The sequence below is a fragment of the Pseudomonas sp. NPDC089752 genome, from assembly GCF_044748725.1.
GTDB lineage: Bacteria > Pseudomonadota > Gammaproteobacteria > Pseudomonadales > Pseudomonadaceae > Aquipseudomonas.
In genome coordinates, this window is sequence record NZ_JBIVGP010000016.1 from 89776 (window position 1) to 108468 (window position 18693).

The 18693-nt window shown below is 60.6% G+C and carries 11 protein-coding genes and 1 pseudogene; 3 read left to right on the top strand and 9 right to left on the bottom strand.

What is annotated here, in order from left to right:
- Nucleotides 1–3: 3 nt before the first annotated feature.
- Nucleotides 4–1590 carry an EAL domain-containing protein gene (locus tag ACIPZF_RS22720; RefSeq protein ID WP_400803483.1) on the bottom strand — a complete coding sequence of 529 codons (1587 nt, stop codon included), beginning with the start codon at nt 1588–1590 and terminating at the stop codon, nt 4–6.
- A 300-nt stretch (nt 1591–1890) separates the two neighbouring features.
- Here ACIPZF_RS22720 and hppD point away from each other — a divergent pair, with 300 nt between their 5' ends.
- On the top strand, nt 1891–2967 hold the full coding sequence (gene hppD / locus ACIPZF_RS22725; protein WP_400803485.1) for a 4-hydroxyphenylpyruvate dioxygenase: 1077 nt from the start codon (nt 1891–1893) through the stop codon (nt 2965–2967).
- A gap of 16 nt (nt 2968–2983) precedes the next feature.
- Here hppD and ACIPZF_RS22730 read toward each other — a convergent pair whose 3' ends face one another.
- Both ACIPZF_RS22730 and ACIPZF_RS22735 read right to left on the bottom strand, forming a co-directional pair.
- On the bottom strand, nt 2984–3790 hold the full coding sequence (locus ACIPZF_RS22730) for a CSS-motif domain-containing protein (RefSeq protein WP_400803487.1): 807 nt from the start codon (nt 3788–3790) through the stop codon (nt 2984–2986).
- Between the two features lie 113 nt (nt 3791–3903).
- On the bottom strand, nt 3904–4605 hold the full coding sequence (locus ACIPZF_RS22735) for a type 1 glutamine amidotransferase domain-containing protein (protein WP_400803490.1): 702 nt from the start codon (nt 4603–4605) through the stop codon (nt 3904–3906).
- Between the two features lie 327 nt (nt 4606–4932).
- On the opposite strand from ACIPZF_RS22735, the gene ACIPZF_RS22740 reads away from it, so the two are divergent.
- Nucleotides 4933–6921, top strand: a complete 1989-nt coding sequence (locus ACIPZF_RS22740) for an ATP-binding protein (RefSeq protein ID WP_400803493.1) — start codon at nt 4933–4935, stop codon at nt 6919–6921.
- Here the strand turns inward: ACIPZF_RS22740 and ACIPZF_RS22745 are convergent.
- From ACIPZF_RS22745 to mexE, 5 genes are all read right to left on the bottom strand, one after another.
- The gene (locus ACIPZF_RS22745; protein WP_400803496.1) at nt 6905–8536 is read right to left on the bottom strand and encodes a response regulator; all 1632 of its coding nucleotides are present in this window, start codon (nt 8534–8536) and stop codon (nt 6905–6907) included. The genes ACIPZF_RS22740 and ACIPZF_RS22745 overlap by 17 nt on opposite strands.
- Before the next feature lie 95 nt (nt 8537–8631).
- Nucleotides 8632–9687, bottom strand: coding sequence for a tetratricopeptide repeat protein (locus tag ACIPZF_RS22750; RefSeq protein ID WP_400803498.1), 1056 nt, complete (start codon nt 9685–9687; stop codon nt 8632–8634).
- A 145-nt stretch (nt 9688–9832) separates the two neighbouring features.
- On the bottom strand, nt 9833–11248 hold the full coding sequence (locus ACIPZF_RS22755; RefSeq protein ID WP_400803500.1) for an efflux transporter outer membrane subunit: 1416 nt from the start codon (nt 11246–11248) through the stop codon (nt 9833–9835).
- Nucleotides 11245–14424, bottom strand: coding sequence for an efflux RND transporter permease subunit (locus ACIPZF_RS22760; RefSeq protein WP_400803503.1), 3180 nt, complete (start codon nt 14422–14424; stop codon nt 11245–11247). The genes ACIPZF_RS22755 and ACIPZF_RS22760 overlap by 4 nt, the downstream gene beginning before the upstream one ends.
- Nucleotides 14425–14436: 12 nt before the next feature.
- The gene (gene mexE, locus ACIPZF_RS22765; protein WP_400803505.1) at nt 14437–15678 is read right to left on the bottom strand and encodes a multidrug efflux RND transporter periplasmic adaptor subunit MexE; all 1242 of its coding nucleotides are present in this window, start codon (nt 15676–15678) and stop codon (nt 14437–14439) included.
- A 328-nt stretch (nt 15679–16006) separates the two neighbouring features.
- Between mexE and ACIPZF_RS22770 the strand changes: the two are divergent.
- Nucleotides 16007–16491, top strand: a pseudogene (locus tag ACIPZF_RS22770) (MFS transporter); the annotation flags it as partial.
- 181 nt (nt 16492–16672) lie between these two features.
- Here ACIPZF_RS22770 and ACIPZF_RS22775 read toward each other — a convergent pair.
- Nucleotides 16673–18693: RHS repeat-associated core domain-containing protein (locus ACIPZF_RS22775; RefSeq protein ID WP_400803508.1), on the bottom strand; the 2021-nt coding region annotated here is incomplete at its 5' end.

Below are 18693 nucleotides of genomic sequence, written 5' to 3' on the forward strand. Positions count from 1 at the left end.
GGGTCAGCCGCGCATGATCTCAGGGGGCGTGTCCTGCGGCAACCGCACAGTGCCCGGACGGCTGGCCAAAGCCTGGAGAAATTCGGTCGCGGGCATCGGGCGGGCAAACAGGAAGCCTTGCTGAAAGTCCACCCCGTACCGCGCCAGGTAGTCACGCTGTACCTCGGTTTCCACACCTTCGGCGACGATGCCCAGGCCCAGTTTGCCAGACAGCTCGATAATGCTGTCGAGGATTTGCAGCGACAGCGCATCACCACCGATCATCGCCACGAAGCTCTGGTCGATCTTGAGGTAGTCGACCTTGAACTGACGCAGGTAGTTCAGGCTTGACTGGCCGGTGCCAAAATCGTCCAAGGCGATCATTACGCCCATTTCATGCAGCTTGTCGAAGAGCTCCAGGGTAACCGGTGTCGCCTCGATCAGCTTGCGCTCGGTCAGCTCCAACGTCAGGAGCACCCGCCCGGGCGGAAAGTGCTGAAGGAAAGTGCGGCAGTCGTCCAGGAGCGCCAGGTCACGGCAGTGATCGGCGGTGATGTTGATACCGATATGAAAGCCATCTTCCAGCAGTGCCGCATACGGAGCCAGGGTTTGCGCCGTATGCAGCATCAATGCCCGGGTCATTGCGACGATCTGCCCAGTGTGTTCGGCGTAGGGGATGAACAGATCGGGGCGTACCAGACCTTCATGCGGATGGTTCCAGCGCATCAGCACTTCGGCGCCGGCCCAGCGGTAATCGCCCTTGCGCACCACAGGCTGGAAATACGGAAGAAACTCGTCGGCCTCCAGGGCACGGCGCAGCTCGGCGCGGGGGGAGTTGGCGCGGCGAATCTGCCAGCGGCACACTGTACCGGCGGCGACACCGAGCACCAGCAGCAGGCTGAGCAGCGCCGGGTAGTGGCTGAGCAGCAATTCTTCGCGCTTGCCGGCGGCGTAACCGCCGTGCACGCTGAACGGGAAGCGGGTCGAGCCCAGGGTGATTTCAGCGAGCGGGGCAGCAGGTGGCTGGCCCTGCTGCACAGCGCCATCCTTGCCTATCCAGGCATTGCCGACACGCAGGTGCAGCGCCTCGTCGGGGCCGATGAGGCGCAGCGCGGTCAGCAGGTGGTCGCCATCCACAGTGACGATGGCGCCGCGGTTGCCAGCGCTGGCCCGGTAGACAAGCAAGGCATGGCCTGGTGTCACCGAGTTGCCATCCATCAGCCACAGCTTGCCATCGACGTAGTCGCCGGCATCGACGGGCTCGTCGAACTCGCCGAACAACGAGGTGCAATACAGGGTGTCGTCTCGAAACAGGTTGGTGGAGCGCACGAAGGCGTTGCGCGTGACCTGGCTGCGCAAGGCCAGTTGAGCCTGCTCGCATGGGCTGCCCGCCAGCGGCAGCAGGGTTTGCGCAGTGCTGGCCAGGCTGTCGAGAATACGCTCGACCTGCTCGACCACCTGGCGCGTCGTGGCGTAGCTGCTGGCGCGCAGCTCGCGCTCGATTTGCCACTGCATGAGCGCCAGGCCGAATGCCAAGGGCAATACGCCAATACCCCATGGCAGCAGGGTACGCCAGCTCCAGCGGGCGGGACGGTTAACGCGCAGGGGCATGCTGACCTAATCTTCGTAGAGAGGAACGTGCTGAGAATAGCCGTTTGTCGGCGCGAGCGACGAACAAACGCGCGACAAAGGAATTTACGCCCTGTAGAATCGATTTACGAATACAACAATAAGGTTCTTCGCTGAAGGATCAACTCCCACCGAGATTGGGTTCATATGAAAAACCAAGGGTTCAAGCTGATCATTGGTGACTTCCTCGCCCGCAGCGTGCGCGGTATCCCATGCGCACCGCCAACGTTTCCTCACCTTCCCGGCATTCACTAATATTTCGCTGCAGATGAGGATACGAAAATGGCTGACATCTTTGAAAACCCTATGGGTCTGATGGGCTTCGAATTCATTGAGCTGGCTTCGCCGACTCCTGGCGTACTGGAACCGGTTTTCCAGATGATGGGCTTCACCAAGGTGGCCACCCACCGTTCCAAGGATGTGCACCTGTATCGCCAGGGCGGCATCAACCTGATCCTCAACAACGAGCCCAAAAGCATCGCCTCTTACTTCGCCGCCGAGCATGGCGCGTCGGTGTGTGGCATGGCCTTCCGCGTGCGCAACGCGCACGAAGCCTATGCCCGCGCCCTGGAGCTGGGTGCCCAGCCAGTCGAGATCGAAACAGGCCCAATGGAACTGCGTCTGCCGGCGATCAAGGGTATTGGCGGTGCGCCGCTGTACCTGATCGACCGTTTCGAGGAGGGCAGCTCGATCTATGACATCGACTTCAACTTCATCGAAGGTGTCGACCGCAACCCAGTGGGCGCAGGCCTGAAGATCATCGACCATCTCACCCACAACGTTTATCGCGGGCGCATGGCCTATTGGGCCGCTTTTTACGAAAAACTATTCAACTTCCGTGAAATTCGCTACTTCGACATCAAAGGCGAATACACGGGCTTGACCTCCAAGGCAATGACTGCGCCTGACGGCATGATCCGTATCCCGCTCAACGAGGAATCTTCCAAAGGGGCAGGGCAGATTGAAGAATTTCTGATGCAGTTCAACGGGGAGGGCATCCAGCATGTTGCCTTCCTCACCGACGATCTGGTCAAGACATGGGATGCGCTCAAGGCGTACGGCATGCGCTTCATGACCGCTCCGCCACAGACCTATTACGAAATGCTCGAGGAGCGGTTGCCGGGTCACGGTGAGCCGGTCGACCAGTTGCAGGCCCGTGGCATTCTGCTCGATGGTGCATCCGAGGCGGGTGACAAGCGGTTGCTCTTGCAGATTTTTTCGGAAACCCTGCTCGGGCCGGTGTTCTTCGAGTTCATCCAGCGCAAGGGTGATGATGGCTTTGGTGAAGGCAACTTCAAGGCGCTGTTCGAGTCCATCGAACGCGACCAGGTTCGCCGTGGTGTGCTCAACGTAGAGTGAGTGCCAGGGAGCGCCGTCACGCCTTGTTGGCGGCGTTGACCTGTCGAATGCCGCGTAGCCCGAACACGGCCCAGTAGAAAATCGATCCGGTTACAATTCCGACCAGCACCAGAGAAGGCAGGGTTTGCATGATGGCTTGGCGCGCTTCGTGAGCACCGTGCCCACGCAGATAGCCTGCCTTGACGGTGTAGCCGTACCGTTCCGAAACCCCAATTTCAACGTGCTCGACGAGCGAAGGGCGGCCAGGGTCACGGCTGTCTCCGAGCGCCCACACGTATGAATCACCGAATTCAAGCATGACGGTCAGGCCGTTTTGGAATCCGTGCAGTTCATTGCGCAACTGCGTGGCAAAGGTGGTCGCGATCGCGCTAAAGGTATCTCGTCGGACTTGGTAGCTAAGAATCACCCTACCGGGGCTTGCAGGCGTGTCGAACATTAACTGCAGGGGTGCTTGTGCCTCTGCAAAAAACTTGTCGTGATGAGTCGAAGTGCCCAGCGTGTTGCAATAAGTCTTATTATTTTCCATCAATGCAAGTGAGCGCAGGTCTGGGGTTATGTCGACTTGGTCGTGTAGTTTTTGCCGCACTTCCTCGCAGGGTTTTCCCCCTAGCATCAAGGCGCTATTGGCGGCAGCTTGCAGTCTTTCCAGTGATCGATCGACGGAGATGATCGCATCCTGTACTGAGTAGAATGAATTTTCTGCAAGTATTTTTTCCTGATGGTGGAGTATAGCCATCAAGCCTACTCCCACAGGTATGAAGCCAATTGCCATCGCCAGAAGCAATTCCATCATAAATCGACCGGCATAGATAATTTTTGACATAGGCCTTTCCTGTTCGAGAAGCTGTCGCGTACGGACAGATCAGGAAAAGCCTATTCAACTAGCGCTGCTCATTCTGTAGTCCGGGGCCAAGCGGCCCGGAGCGATTCGGTGTATCACTCTGTCAGATCCTTGCCTCTTTTGATCGCTTGAACGACCGCTGCCGCCAGTGCCTCCGTGGAGGCTGGATTTTGCCCCGTGATTAGACGTTCGTCGCCGACAACAAAGGATTGCCAAGGGTCATCAGCCTTGATGTACTTACCTCCTCTAGCGCCTAGTTCGGTTTCTGTTAGAAAAGGCACTGCATGATCAAGCTCCGCAAGCTTTTCTTCGGTATTGGAAAACCCGGTAACCAGCTGATCCTTTAGCAGTAGCCGGTTATCACTGAGTTTGATATTCAATAGGCCGACCACGCCGTGACAGACAGCAGCTACCACACCGCCTTTTTCGTAGATACTGCGCGCCAGGTCCTGCAGCGCTGGGTTATCGGGAAAATCCCACATCACCCCATGGCCACCGCTGTAATAAATCGCGCAGTAATCTCTGGGATCGACCTGGCCAGGGCTATGCGTGGTGCCCAGACGGTTCATGAACGTCTTGTCGTCGTAGTATTGCCAGTCCAGATCTGGAGCCATCTGCAAGCTATGGGGGTCGATCGGCACATAACCACCCGCAGGGCTGACATAGTCAACTGTAAACCCTGCCTGCTGAACTATGTCGACAAAGTGAACAGCCTCACCCAACCATAAGCCAGTGGCCCGCTTAACTTCCGGATATTTGGCAGTATTGGTCAGCACTACCAGAATCTTCTTGCTCATCACTACACTCCTGTCTGAGGGCAAATGGTGAAGTCAGTCCATGGCGCAGGGAAGCCTAATCAGCATAGCTGTGCTTTGCAGGGGCGCCGCATGCATGATGGCGCTATGCTACTGTTGTGAGGCCCACTTCACCTCCGGGCCGTCTACCGCAACTGCGAAATTGTTCTCACGGCTGCTGTTGCCTAGGTGCTTCTGGCAGACGATGATGCGGGAATTCTCAACATCTTCGAGCAAAGGCAGGAATAGCACTTGGTCGTTATCGGCAATTCGCACTCAGCTACGCCCTGCAGCGTCCAGTTGTCCGCCGGCGTAGAGTCGTCAGGCGACATGGGCGAGAAAATCGCGCAGTTCGACTGGCGACCAACTGGCCCTGGTCCGTTGCCTCATTGGCAGGCGCATTTGCGTATCGCAGTCGACATGATGCTCCAATCGCCTTTTCCGAGCGCCGTGGTTTGGGGGCCGAACATGACGGTCATCCATAATGACGCCTACAGGAGGCTGCTCGATGGCTTGGACCATGGTTTGGGGAAAAGCTTCCAAGGGCTGTGGGAGAAGGACTGGGGGGATATCGGCCCCTGGGTGTTCAAGGCGCTGGAGGGCAGTTCCAGCTTCGTCGAAGATCATCCACTCTGGATCGAGCGCCCGCAAACCGGGGTCAAGGCGTGGTACGCCTTCAGTTACTCGCCTATCCGCGACGAGCAACACGTGGTAGTGGGCTTTCTGCATACGGTGATCGAAACCACCGCCACGGTCGACGCTCACAGCAAATGGCGCGAGCAGGCGCAGACATTCGAGCGCCAGATCAAGCGTTACTTGAACGACCGCGAGTCCATGTGGCAACTGTCGAGCGATGCCATGATCATCGTCACTCGCGATCTCAAGCTGCAAGCTGCGAATCCCGCCTGGCACCGCGCGCTCGGCTGGAGCCAACAGCAGGTGAAAGATGTGCCGATTCTGCAGCTTGTTCATCCGGCTGACCGTGCCGAGGTGATGGTCTCGGTGATCGATTTCGTCCGCGAGCAGGGCGCTGACCACTTCGAGACCCGCATGCGTCACGCGGAGGGGTATTATCGCTGGTTCCGCTGGACCGCCAGTTTTGACGGTACGGTACTGACCGCAGTGGGTCGGGATATTTCTGCAGACCGCGAGGAGGCCATGCGACAGTCCGAGGCCTTGCTGCAAAACACTCAGCGGCTGGAGGCCGTCGGGCACCTTGCAGGTGGCATGGCCCATGAAATGAACAATCTGTTGTCGGGTATCGGCGGTAGCCTGGAGCTGCTGCAACGGCGCCTGGGTCAGGGGCGCATGGAGCGGATCGACAATTATGTGGAGCTGGCCCGCGATTCGGTGCAGCGTGCAATGAGCCTGACTCACCGATTGCTGGCGTTTTCCCGCCATCAGCCGCTTGCACCCAAGCCCCTTGACTTGAACGCTCAGCTGCTGGATATGGAACCCTTGTTACGCCAGGTACTGGGGGCGGAAATACGGTTGGCGTGGGAGATGGACGTTGAGCCGTGGGTGGTCTGCCTCGACATCGGTCAGCTGGCCAATTGCTTGATCAACCTATGTGTCAATGCCCGAGAGGCATGCCTGGAACGGGGCACGGTGACGATACATACCATCAACACCCGGCTGGGTGGTGGGTTTTCTGAGCCAGAAGGCCTGCCCGCAGGGGATTATGTTGCCCTCCAGGTGCTGGACGATGGCCATGGGATGCCAGCCGAAGATGTGGCCCGGGCATTCGAACCTTTTTTCACCACTAAACCGACCGGGCGTGGCTCTGGACTGGGGCTGGCGATGGTCCACGGTTTCGTCGGCCAGTCCGGCGGGTACATCTGGCTTGAATCGGTTCAGGACCAAGGGACAAAAGTCTGCATGCTCTTTCCGCGCTGTTTGCAGGCGATACCCCAACTTCCTGCTCCACCCATGCCACTTGTCTCGCGGGCCAGCGGGCAACGCTTGCTGTTGGTCGATGATGAGCACACCCTGCGCTCACTCATGCGCGAGGCGCTTCGCGACCGTGGGCTCGAGGTATGTGATGCGCCAGACGCCAACTCTGCGCTGGAGCAGTTCCGTAACGCCGGCCCCTTCGACCTGGTGATCACCGACATTGGCTTGCCAGGCGGATTCAGCGGACGTCAATTGGCCCGGGCGATGCGCATGATCAACCCAGGCCAGAAGATTCTCTTCATCACCGGTTACACCGACCATCCCCTGGAACCACAGCTGATGGAGGTGCCAGGTACCGCACTCATGCTCAAACCCTTCGAGCTGGCAGCGCTTGGCAACCAGGCAATACTCATGGTGGTGGAGTAGGGTGGTTTGGCCTTGCGCCGAGCATCAGCGCTACTTGCTCTCGTAATTGATTGAGCTCGAAAGGTTTGCAGATCAATTGCATGCCTGGGCCTAGAAATCCCTCGCGGGCCATTGCCGTCTCGGCGTAACCGGTGATGAACAGCACCGGCAGCTGCGGACGCAAGGTGCGCGCGATCTCCGCCAACTGCCGACCGTTCATGCCCGGCAAGCCGACATCACTGATCAGCAAATCGATGGCCTGGGAAGAGCGCAGCACCTGCAACGCCTCGCTGGCATTGCAGGCACTGCGGCAGGGGTAACCCTGCTCCTGCAGGGCATGGCACAACAGTTGCCGCACATGTGGATCGTCTTCGACCAGCAGCACCTCGCGGCCTTTGCCAATCGGCTGCGGTGGTACCGGCATCGGCACTTGCTGTTGATCGACGTGACGCGGCAGGTAGAGATCCACACGCGTGCCCTGGCCAATCTGGCTGTGCAGTTCCACATGGCCCTGCGACTGTTTGCTGAACCCATACACCATCGACAGGCCGAGGCCGATCCCTTGACCCACCGGCTTGGTACTGAAGAACGGCTCGAAAGCGTGCTCCAGGGTGCTCTGTGACATGCCCTGGCCTTCGTCGATGATACTAAGGCAAGCGTAATCACCATGTGCCAGGCCGCCATCGGCGAACTGCTTGGCCGCTATCTTGCGATTGCTCGCCTCGATGCGCAGCAGCCCACCACTGGGCATGGCCTCACGGGCATTGACCAACAGGTTGTCGAGCGCTTCTTGCAGCTGGGTGTTGTCGGCTTGCACCGGCCAAAGGTCCGATGGAACCTGCAACGCGATTGCCACATGCTGTTCAAGCACCGCTTCGAGCCTCTGGGGTTGCAACAATGCATGCAGGTCGATGCGTTGGCTGTGCAGCGATTGCCGGGAAGAAAACGCCAACAGGCGATGGGTCAGCCGCGCGGCGCGCGATACAGCGTCCCGGCCCATGGTGAGAAAATGTTCAACGCCCTGGGTGCTGCCTTGCTTCATGCGTCGGTCGATCAACTCGAAACTGCCGCCAATGCTGGTCAGCAGATTATTGAAGTCGTGTGCCACGCCGCCGGCCAATTGACCGATTGCCTCCATCTTGCGGGTTTGCTGCAACGCCAGTTCAGCGGCCTGCTGCTCCGGCGTCCGGGCATCCAGGCGTTGTTGCAGGTCGCGCACCTGGTCGCGCGCTCGGTATTGTCGCCGGCGGTGGCGCAATGCGAGTGTGATCAAGTCAAGCAGATGTTCTTGTTCGAACGGGATGGCCAGCAGGGTCAGGTTTCCCAACGGATGGTCGTCAGGTGTGAGGGTGGGTGAGGCTTGCTTGGTCTTGGTGAGCAGCACGATTGGCAGATCGGACCAGGGTGGTTGCTGGTCGATGAACCCTTGCAACAACTCGCTTTGGCCGCTGTTGAGCGTGAACTCATCGATGATCGCCAGGCCGGCGCCTTCCCCAAGGCCATCTCGCAGATCGCTGATATCGGGTGAACACAGGCAGTCGATACCCATGCTCGCCAAAAACGTCGAGGTCTCTGTGGCGAGTTGCGTAGGTGCCAGAATCAGGGCACGTTCGTCCAGCGACAGCGAGCTGGCCAATGCGATTCTCCTTGAAGGCACGGCAGTAGGTGGCCAATGCCGTGAATGGTCCGATACCCTCTGGACCACAGGCGCTCCTCCAGGGTTCAACGCATCTACAGCCCTTGCTGCAAGAACGGATCGTCCGGGTTCTGCCGCTCGAGCTCGGCCAGCAGCACCTGGACGTTTTGCAACTGCCCGGTCTCTTTCCAGTACTGGATCAGCAGCACCCGTGCCCGGCGGTTGGCCGGTTGCCGGCTGAGCAAGGTTTCCAGCTGTTTCTGTGCGGCATCGGATTGTTCGAGATCGTGCAAGGTAACGGCCAGGGTATAGCGATAATCGGCATTGTCCGGTTCAAGTTCGACGGCCCGCGACAAGGCGAGCAGGGCGTACTCGCGCTGGTCATGGCGGATCAGCCATAGTCCGAGTTCGTGTTGCAGGAACGCTGAATCGGGCCGCAATGCCAGTGCCTTGGCCAAAACTTGCCTGGACTGGTCGTGATGGCCCTGACGCTCCAGCAGCCGTACCTGCGTCGCCAGGGCGTCCGTGTTTTCCGCAGCCAGCGCAAGGCTGCGCTGCAGGGCCGTGGCCGCTTGGGTGTAGTCGTTTTCATGCAGGTACAGACGTGCCAGGTGCACCTGCGCCTCGGCATCGTCAGGCTGCTGCTCCAGCGCCTGCTGATACTGCTCCAGTGCGGCCTGTAGCGGCCCGAAGTAGAGCCCGATGGCATCCGGATCCAGGCCAAGCAAGGCATCGACCGCAGCGAAGCGCACGCTTTGCTCGTCGTCGTCCAGCAACGGCCCCAGCACCAGGCTGCGTTGCGCGGGCGGCAACAGGCGGCGGATGCTGGCGATGGCTGCGCGGCGCACCAGCGGCTCGTCGTTTTCCAGGTCCACGCGGGCCAATTTCAGCGCCTGTGGGGAGGGGTAGTTGGGCAGCTCGGCATACAGGGCAGCGCGGCGGATCGGCGCCAGGTCCTCCCGTTGCAGCTGCTGATACAGCACCCGCGCGGCGCCCGGCTGGCCTTCGTGGGCCTGGCGCAAGGCTTTGGCATAGCTATGAGCCGGCAGGACCGGCGCTGTTGGCGGGGTGTCTTTGCGCAGGTACAGGATACCGACCGATACCAGGATCAGCAGCAACACAGCGATCAGGTAGCGGTGACGTCTGGGCATCGGGCGGTCCATGGCGGGGAGAAGGCAGAGCTTGGGGCAGATTGGCTTGGGGTGCAAGCCGCATAAAAAAGCCCCGCGGACCAAGGCCAGCGGGGCAAAGGGTTGGGGGAGGATCCAACCAAAGGAGTCGTTGCAATCGCCTTGATCAGCGTGTGCTGGCTACCGTTTCCGGCTGCCAGCCGCCGCCCAGGGCCTTGTAGATCGAGACGATGCCGCGATACAGGTCGACTTCGCCCTGCGCCTGGGCGTCTTCGGCGCTCAGCCGTTCACGCTCGGCGTCCAGCAGCACCAGGTAATCCACCGTGCCTTCGCGGTAGCGCACCGAGGCCAGCTCTGCCGCCTTGCGGCTGGCATCGCTTTGGCGCATCAGCGACAACAGCCGCTGTTGGGTCTTGTCGTAGTCACTGAAGGCATTGGCCGATTCTTCCAGGGCCAGCAACACCTGCTGCTCATAGCTGGCCAAGGCACCTTCGGCATCGGCCTTGGCACCACGCAGGCGGGCCCGCACGCTGCCCAGGTCGAACGCCGCCCAGGTGATGCTCGGGCCCAGCGCCCAGGCATTGGCCGCCGAGGAGCCGATCTGCGAGCCGCGCGCGGCGGTAAAGCCAAGGAAGCCGCTGAGGCTCACCCGTGGGAACAGGTCTGCAGTGGCCACGCCGACATTGGCGGTGGCCGCAGCCAGTTGGCGCTCGGCGCTGCGAATGTCCGGGCGGCGGCGCAGCAGCTCACCCGGGTCGCCCACCGGCAGCGCTTTGGCGATGGCCGGCAAGGCCTTGGGCGAGAGGTCCACGCTCAGTGCGTCCGGGCGCTGGCCGAGCAGGGTGGCGATGCGGTGACGCGCCCGTGCTTGGACCGCTTGCAGCTGCGGCACGGTGGCCTCGACCCCGGCCAGGCGGGCATCGGCCCGCACCACGTCGAGCTCGTTGCCGACCCCGGCATCGCGCAGGGTCACGGTAATGGTGCGCGATTCCTGCTGGGTCTTGAGGTTGGCCACGGCGATGTTCTCGCGCAGTTGCGCGCCACGCAGCTGGCCGTAGGCGTCGACCAGTTCGGCGATCAGGCTGACCTGCAGTTGTTGCAGATCGGCCTGGGCGGCATCGGCCTCGGCATCGCTGGCTTCGATCTGGCGCTGAATGCGGCCGAACAGGTCGAGCTCCCAGGCCATGTCCAGGCCGAGGTCGTAGCGCTCGCTGTTGACCCGCTGGTCAGTCTGGCCAGGGATCTGGCCCTTGCCGATTTCGCTGCTGGCGCGGCTGGTGACCACCGGCAACTGGTCGTTGGCGGCATCATCGCGGATCGCCCGCGCCGATTTGAGCCGGGCAAAGGCCACGCGCAGGTCGCGGTTGCCGTCCAGCGACGCCTGAACCAGCTGGTTCAGCACCGGGTCGTCGAACTGCTTCCACCACACGCTCTCGAAGCGGCTGCGATCGAAGGCCTTGGCCTGTACAGCGCTGTCGAATTGCGCAGGTTCGGTGGCCGGCGCCTTATAGTCAGGACCTACGGCGCAGGCCGCCAGGGCCAGTGCCAGCAGGCTTGGGGTCAGGGGCTTGAGCAGGTTCATGCGTGGCTCTCCAGCGATTGAACGCGTGCGGCCTTGCGGGCCTGGCGACGTTCGACGAAACGGCGGATCAGGAAGAAGAACACCGGGGTCAGGAACAGGCCGAACACGGTCACACCGATCATCCCCGAGAACACCGCGACACCCATGGCATGGCGCATTTCCGAACCGGCACCGGACGAGAACACCAGCGGTACCACACCCATGATGAAGGCGATCGAGGTCATCAGGATCGGCCGCAGACGCAGGCGGCAGGCTTCCAGCACCGCAGCCAGCGGGTCGAGGCCCTTGGCCTGTTCATCCTTGGCGAACTCGACGATCAGGATCGCGTTCTTGCACGCCAGGCCCACCAGTACGATCAAGCCGATCTGGGTGAAGATGTTGTTGTCGCCACCCGAGACGATCACCCCGGTAATGGCCGAAAGCAGGGTCATCGGCACGATCAGGATCACCGCCAGCGGCAGGCTCCAGCTTTCGTACTGGGCAGCCAGCACCAGGAACGCCAGCAGCACACACAGCGGGAATACCAACAGTGCGGTGTTGCCGGAGAGGATCTGCTGGTAGGTCAGGTCGGTCCACTCGAAGGTCATGCCGTTGGGCAGTTCCTCTTTCAGCAGCTTCTCGATGGCCGCTTCTGCCTGGCCGGAGCTGTAGCCTGGGGCAGCAGCACCGTTGATTTCTGCGGTGATGAAGCCGTTGTAGTGCATCACGCGGTCAGGCCCGGAGGTGTCGCTGACCTTGAGGAAGGTCGCCAGCGGGATCATCTCGCCCAGGTTGTTGCGCACCTTCAGCTGGCCGATCTGCTCGGCGTCGAGGCGGAACTGCTGCTCGGCCTGGACGTTGACCTGGTAGGTGCGGCCGAAACGGTTGAAGTCGTTGGTGTACAGCGAACCCAGGTAAACCTGCAGGGTGTCGAAAATGTCGGTGATCGCCACGCCGTGGGTCTTGGCCTTTTCCCGGTCGATGGCGGCATCGACCTGCGGCACGTTGACCTGGTAGCTGGTGAACAGGCCCGCCAGCTCCGGCACGTTGTGGCTCTTGGCGATGATGTTCTGGGTTTCCTTGTACAGCGCTTCGTAGCCCAGGTTGCCACGGTCCTCGATCTGCAGGCGGAAACCGCCGATGGTGCCCAGGCCCTGTACCGGCGGCGGTGGGAAGATCGCGATGTAGGCGTCCTGGATGTCGGCGAACTGGGCGTTCAGCGCAGCGGCGATGGCGGCTGCCGACTGGCTCGGGTCCTTGCGCTCATCGAACGGCTTGAGCGGGGTGAACACGATGCCGCTGTTCGGGCTGTTGGTGAAACCGTTGATCGACAGGCCCGGGAAGGCCACCGAGTCGGCAACGCCCGGTTGCTTCAGGGCGATTTCGCTCATGCGCTTGATCACCGCCTCGGTACGGTCGAGGCTGGCGGCGTCCGGCAGTTGGGCGAAGGCCACCAGGTACTGCTTGTCCTGGGCCGGGACGAAACCGGTTGGGGTGGACGAGAAGCCCAGGTAGGTCAGGCCCATCAGGCCGGCATAGACGAACAGGGCGATGCCGCTGGAACGGATGACCCGGCGCACGCCGCCGACATAGCTGTGGCTAGCACGGTCGAAGAAGCGGTTGAACGGCGAGAACAACCAGCTGCCCAGCAGTTTGTCGAGGAACCGCGAGAAACGGTCCTTGGGCGCGTGATGGTCCTTGAGCAGCACCGCAGCCAACGCCGGCGACAGGGTCAGCGAGTTGAACGCCGAAATCACGGTGGAAATGGCGATGGTCAGGGCGAACTGTTTGTAGAACTGCCCGGTAAGGCCGGAAATGAACGCAGCAGGTACGAACACCGCGCACAGCACCAGGGCGGTGGCGATGATCGGCCCGGTCACTTCGCTCATGGCTTTTTGCGTGGCTTCCAGCGGCTTCAAGCCCAGCCCGATATTACGCTCGACGTTCTCCACCACGACGATCGCGTCGTCCACCACGATCCCGATGGCCAACACCAGCCCGAACAGCGACAAGGCATTGAGCGAGAAGCCGAACAGGTGCATCACCGCAAAGGTACCGATCAGCGATACCGGCACAGCCAGCAGCGGGATGATCGAGGCGCGCCAGGTCTGCAGGAACAGGATCACCACCAGTACCACCAGCACCAGTGCTTCGAACAGGGTGTGGACCACCGCTTCGATGGAACCACGCACGAAGATGGTCGGGTCATAGACGATGCTGTAGTCCATCCCTTCCGGGAAGTCCTTCTTCAGCTCGGCCATTTTCGCCCGCACTTCGTCGGAGATCTCGATGGCGTTGGAGCCTGGGCGCTGGAAGATCGGGATGGCCACGGCTGGCTGGTTGTTCAGCAGCGAGCGCAGGGCGTACTGGCTGGAGCCGAGTTCGACCCGGGCGATGTCCTTCAGGCGGGTGATTTCGCCATCGGCACCGGCACGGATGATGATGTTCTCGAACTCTTCCTCGTTGACCAGGCGGCCCTGGGTGTTGATCGACAGCTGGAAGCTGGTCGAGCCGGGGGCGGGCGGGGCACCCAGCTGGCCGGCAGCGACCTGGCGGTTCTGCTCGCGGATGGCCGCGACCACGTCACTGGCGGTCAGATTGCGCGAAGCGGTCTTGTTCGGGTCGAGCCACACGCGCAGCGAGTAGTCGCCCATGCCGAACAGCTGCACGTCGCCCACGCCACCCAGGCGCGCCAGCTCATCCTTGATGTTGAGGATGGCGTAGTTGGACAGGTAGAGCATGTCGTAGCGGTTGTCCGGCGAGGTCAGGTGCACGACCATGGTCAGGTCGGGCGACGCCTTGTCGACGGTGATACCGATACGCGTCACTTCCTCCGGCAGCTTGGGCTGGGTGCGGGTCACGCGGTTCTGCACCTGCACCTGGGCGTTGTCCAGGTCGGTGCCCAGGGCGAAGGTGATGGTCAGGGTCAGCTTGCCGTCGGCGGTGGACTGCGAGGACATGTACAGCATGTTCTCGACACCGGTGATGGCCTGCTCCAGCGGCGCGGCCACGGTTTCGCCGATCACCTTGGGGTTGGCGCCGGGGAAGTTGGCGCGCACCACCACGGTCGGTGGAACCACTTCCGGGTATTCGCTGATCGGCAGCTGGAACAGCGAGATCGAGCCTGCGATCAGCAGCACCAGCGACAGCACCGCGGCGAAGATTGGCCGGGTAATGAAGAATTTCGAAAAGTTCATCGGTGTGATCCCTTAACCGCGTGGCGCCTGGGCGCTGGCGACTTTCTCAGTGGAGCCCGCTACTTTCTGCGCCGGGTTGCTGGCTTCGAGGGCCTGGCGCTGCTGGGCGAGGGCGGCGAGGGTCTGTTCGCTGGCCATTGCCGTTTCTTCCGGGGTGACTTGCGAGCCTGGGCGCACGCGCTGCAGGCCCTTGACCACGATGCGGTCGTCCTTGGCCAGGCCGCTACGCACGATGCGCAGGCCTTCAAGCTTTGGCCCCAGTTCCACAGCGCGGTAGGCGGCCTTGTTGTCCTTGTCCATCACCAGCACGAACTTCTTGCCAAGGTCGGTGCCCACGGCTTCGTCGTTGATCAGCACGGCGTCGTACTGGGCGCTGCCGACCAGCTTCAGGCGTGCGTACAGGCCAGGGGTGAACTGGCCGTCACGGTTGTCGAAAACGGCGCGGCCACGGATGGTGCCGGTGCGCGGGTTGACCTGGTTGTCGACGAAGTTCATCTGCCCCAGGTGCGGGTTGCCGGTTTCGTTGGTCAGTCCCAGGTACACCGGGGTGGCCTGGCCGCGCTGGCCTTCACGCGCCAGCTGGGTGTACTTGAGGTACACGCGCTCGTCGGCGTCGAAGTAGGCGTAGACCTTGTCGGTGGAGACCACGCTGGTCAGCGGGGTGACATCGGCGCTGACGATGTTGCCGGCGGTGTATTGGGCGCGGCTGACGCGGCCGCTGATCGGCGCGGTGACGCGGGTGAAGCTGAGGTTCAGGCGGGCCAGGTCGAGTTGGGCCTGGATCGCGTCGACACCAGCGCGAGCTTCGGCGGCGGCGCTGCTGCGCGATTCGGCCAGCTCGGCGGAGATGGCATTGCTGTCACGCAGGCGCTCGCCACGGCGGGCTTCGTTGGCGCTGCGGATGGCGGTGGCCTTGGCCTGTTGCAGTTGCGCTTCGAGGCGGCGCACTTCGGCCTGGAAGGGGCGTGGGTCGATCTGGAACAGCAGGTCGCCTTTCTTGACCTGGGCGCCTTCGGTGAAGCCGACCTGATCGATCTGGCCGGATACCCGTGGGCGCACTTCCACGGTTTCCGGCGCTTCCAGGCGGCCGGTGAACTCGTCCCATTCGTTGATCGGTTGTTCGATCACCTTGGCCACGGTGACTTTGGGCGCGGCGGGAGCCTGCACGGCGTCTGGGGTTCGACCGCAAGCGCTGAGCACCACCACTGCCAGGGCAGCGAGGGGAAAGCGCAAGGGTTTGAGTGAGTGGTCCATGGAGAACTCCGCCAAGATATTAGTAGTGGGCGGAGTGTGAGTGCCTTGCGCGTGACGCACGAATCGAACGCAGCGAAGGTTATTATCACGGGCAATGATATCTCTGGATATTTCATCGATAGCGGGCATGGTAGGGTGCCTGCGCCGGCCCTTTCGCGGGGCAAGCCCGCTCCCACAGGAAGCGCACATACCTGAGATCAGCAGGGAACCTGTGGGAGCGGGCTTGCCCCGCGAAGATGCCGGCCTTGCCACCCCGCACTCGACACAAGGCCCCGCAGTGAACAGCACCCCGCAATTCCCCAGGCCCTTCGGCATCGTCTGCCTGGGCATCCTGCAAATCCTGGTCTGGGGTGGTTCGTTCTTCCTCATGGCGGTGATGGCCGACCCGATCAGCCGTGACACCGGCTGGCCCAGCCAGTGGGTGTACGGCGCGCTATCACTGAGCCTGATGGTTTCCGCCCTGTTCGCTCCGCTATCCAGCCGCCTGGTCGCCCGCTATGGCGGCCGCCCGCAAATGGCGGCCAGCGGTGCGGTGGTAGCGTTGGGTTTGTTGATCATGGCCGCCAGCCACAGCCTCGCGTTGTTCATGCTGGCCTGGGCGGTGATCGGCGTAGGCATGGCCATGGGGCTGTACGAAGCCCTGTTCGCCACCCTGGGTGGGCTATATGGCGAAGGAGCAGGCAAAGCCATTACCGGCATCACCCTGATTGCCGGCTTTGCCTCGACCCTGTCCTGGCCGACGGTGGCATTGGCGATCGAACACTTGGGCTGCGCATGACGTGTGTGTGCTATGCGGTCGTCCTGCTGCTGGCCTCGGTGAATGTGGCATTGGTTGGGAGGGTGATGTGCAAGGTCTCCAAGGGTACTTAAGCATTCAAATGTTGCGGCTCAGGAGCCTTGTTTGAATGGACCTGGGGGAATGTACATGAACCCAACTCTGCGACTTTGTACCGCTAAACCCCACCTTGCTGGGTGCGCAATCACGAGAGTGGGACTATTGAGAGTTATGTTGCGGGCGGCGAGCGGCGATGAGGGTGGCTGCATAGGCCAGGCTGTCTGCATTGTTGGCTGCCACCCGAGCGCGGAGTGTGCTGTTTTCATTGAATTCCTCAATAGCGTCTATTCGGTGCATCTCTTCTGGGTCCTCCGAGCTTCCGTGCGTCAGAGTATCCGTGTTCACGTCAATAATATTCAAATGCTGCAGTTTGGCAATTGCGTTAAATAATTCTGTGCCTAAGGTCAGGTCTTCGTCAGTCAGATTCCCATCATACACGATATTTCTTGAGTCTTCTCTTGGGTGCTCATCAATCAAATAGAAATAATCTTCGCTTCCCATGCCGATCGTACGGATCTTTGGGGCTCGGCGTACGTGGGTTATTTCATGTATCAAAACTGAAGATCGCTGTTGGTCCGTAGTTTTGTCGCTAAAAAATTCATCAAAAATCAACACGGGCTGTTGAAAGTCGGCCCTAAAAACTACGGCCATTGCAGCAGGGTTGGTCGAGGTTGCGCTGCTGAATTTCCCATGCCCGCGGGGAGGGTCAGCATAGTCAGTCAAAACATTTTTGGTTGTTGTCCACGCGCGAACAACATCCGCTGTGACCGTTAAGTGATCCGGACCGAAGAAACTTTCCATTAAATCAACTGGTAGCTCCTGAGGATTTAAGGATGTCACGTAGTTCAGCGTATCCAGCGCCTGATCTAATGCATTGATTATCATCGCTCTTTTAGCAGGATCCGTGAATGTATGTAGTCCCGTCGACTGTATGGTATATTGAGGTCTGTTAGGTTCTGGCGGCTGCTGCATGAAGCCTTCGGCATCAATGTAACTGCTGGGATTATTCCTCACCATGCTGAAGATGTTCAGTCCATCTACCGTGCCGGCGGGGTCCGGGCTCAGCCATCGTCCTGCCCATGTCTGATAGTAACGATGCCCGAAGTAATACAGGCCCGTAGCATCCCGCTCTTTTCCAGAAAATCGTAAGGTTTTGAAATGGACGTTGGTTGACTGGGATGTCGACCATATGGCTGTGCTTCCATAGGGGTAGTACTCCTCAAGGCTGATGAGGCTTCCGGTATCGTCCAGCTCGAGGCTATGGTTGTTCGTAAGGTCCTGGTAGTTGAAACGGTAATGGGTGCGCTCAGCGTCATCGGTCAAGCCAGTGGTTCGATGGTATACGCAAAGGTTACCGTTGTTTGTTGTGTTAATGACATGTGTGCTTTCTTCGATAGCTGGCTTCACAGTGGTTGTTCGCAATTCCAGTCCGGGCAAATAAATGACTTGCTGCCTGCTATGACCTTGTTCGCTGGTTTTTTGTGTGCGTTGTTTGTGCGCGTCATAGAGATAGAATTCCTGATCGCTTGGCGCCCCATCGCGCACTACGGGTGTCACGCGTTGCAGCTCTCCACTGGGTGTCCAATAGAGCTTTTGACCTGGCTGCAATAGTTGCTGATATCCTCCCGCCGAGAACAGCCTATCGACTTCTGCTGGGCAATCCGTGAGCAGGTCGACCACCCCACGGTTACTGCGGTCACTGACTGTAATGTTCGTGGTATGGCAGTTACTCGTAGCGAGCGCGCTGTGGCGGATTTGGGTGAGATTGCCTGCGGTATCGTAGTCGTAGGTGCGGGTGTAGTTGGTATATTCGTCATTGCTGGGTAGCGGCAGGCTCGCGGGGGCAGATCTGCTTTGCTGGCGCCCGGCATTTGCCATCTCCCGTCCGGTGGCACTGATAAGCTGATACTGGCTGTCGTAACCATACTCACTTTTTGGTTCCACACGCTGGTTACGCCAAGTACGAATTTGCCCAGCCATGTCACTGACACGCAGCACATTGCCGACGGGATCGTATTGGTAATGCAGGCTCTGAAGCAACCCATTCGCTCCTTGTATGCTGATGCCGCTCAGCCGCAGCGTTAACGGATCATAGACATAGCTGCATGTCACGCCGTTGCTGTGCGTCTCGCTGAGCTTCTGTTCCGTTGCCGAATAGAGACGCGCGACTACGACTGGCC